1 protein-coding gene is annotated in these 647 nt (G+C 49.0%); it reads right to left on the bottom strand.

What is annotated here, in order from left to right:
- On the bottom strand, positions 1-519 hold a 519-nt coding region (locus tag HX803_RS31285), incomplete at its 3' end, for a carboxymuconolactone decarboxylase family protein (protein ID WP_038845055.1).
- Positions 520-647: the final 128 nt, after the last annotated feature.

Raw genomic sequence — 647 nt, 5'->3', positions numbered from 1 at the left:
AGGAAAATCAATATCAGTGTCAGCCATGTTGTTGATGAAGTTAGTCAGAAGGAACTGCGCTGCCAAAGCGGTGATATCGATAATTTCTGGGTCTGTGTAGCCGGCAGCACGTACGGCTGCGAGTTCTTGATCGGTTACCTTGCCGCGGCGTTCTACCAGCGTTTTGGCAAATGTAGCGGCAGCAGCGCGCTTTGGATCTTCGGAGCGACCTTGGCGATTCATTGCAATTTCTTCGGCCGAACTTTTCACCAGGTTAGTCGCAATGTACGTATGCGCGCTCATGCAGTAATGGCAGTCGTTGACCTGAGTCACAGCCAAAGCAATAGCATCACGGGTTTTTACGTTCAGCGCCTTGGACATCGCACCTTGAAAACCAATGATACCTGCGAAAGTATCTGGGCTGGAAGCGAGCATACGAAACATATTTGGAATAAAACCAACTTGGCTACCAATTGCATCGAGGGTGGAGTGGGTGTTGGTGGGAGCTTGGTCGCGAGTTGGAATAGTAATACGTGCCATCTGTAGATCCTCTTTCATTTAGCCGTTGTTGGCGTGAGAGGAAGCTTATGTTTTCAACCCTGGTTTGATAATCCCCCGATATCGGGAACCACCCTTTCAGATTTCGAGAATTTAGAACTTTACCCGGC

The organism is Pseudomonas sp. P7548, assembly GCF_013386585.1.
Classification (GTDB): Bacteria; Pseudomonadota; Gammaproteobacteria; order Pseudomonadales; family Pseudomonadaceae; genus Aquipseudomonas.
Note: the sequence above shows the minus strand (reverse complement) of the source record. Positions and strands in the feature narration are given on the sequence as shown.